Genomic DNA, 329 nt, shown 5'->3' on the forward strand with positions numbered 1-329 from the left:
GGTATAGAGAATATAGATGTTTTGAAGAATTATGTTTGCACTGTCCTTTTAAAGATAAATGTATAAGTGACAAGGCTAGATATAAAACCGTTAGAAGACATGTTTGGGAAGATCATAAAGACGATAATAAAAATTTCCTTAAAACTGAAAAGGGAAAAGGTATATACAATAGAAGGAAAGAAACAGTTGAGCGAAGCTTTGCAGATTCAAAAAATCTCCACGGGCTTCGCTATGCGCGTATGCGCGGACTTAACAAAGTTTCTGAACAATGCTTATTAACAGCAGCAGTTCAGAATATGAAGAAGATAGCAATGAGACTATCTTCTATA

1 protein-coding gene is annotated in these 329 nt (G+C 34.3%); it reads left to right on the forward strand.

The features are described 5' to 3' along the window. Positions 1-329 (forward strand): transposase (locus CPJCM30710_RS17955; protein ID WP_246503582.1); only part of this gene is annotated, 329 nt, incomplete at both ends.

Source organism: Clostridium polyendosporum (assembly GCF_018332455.1).
GTDB classification, from domain to species: Bacteria; Bacillota; Clostridia; order Clostridiales; family Clostridiaceae; genus Clostridium_AY; species Clostridium_AY polyendosporum.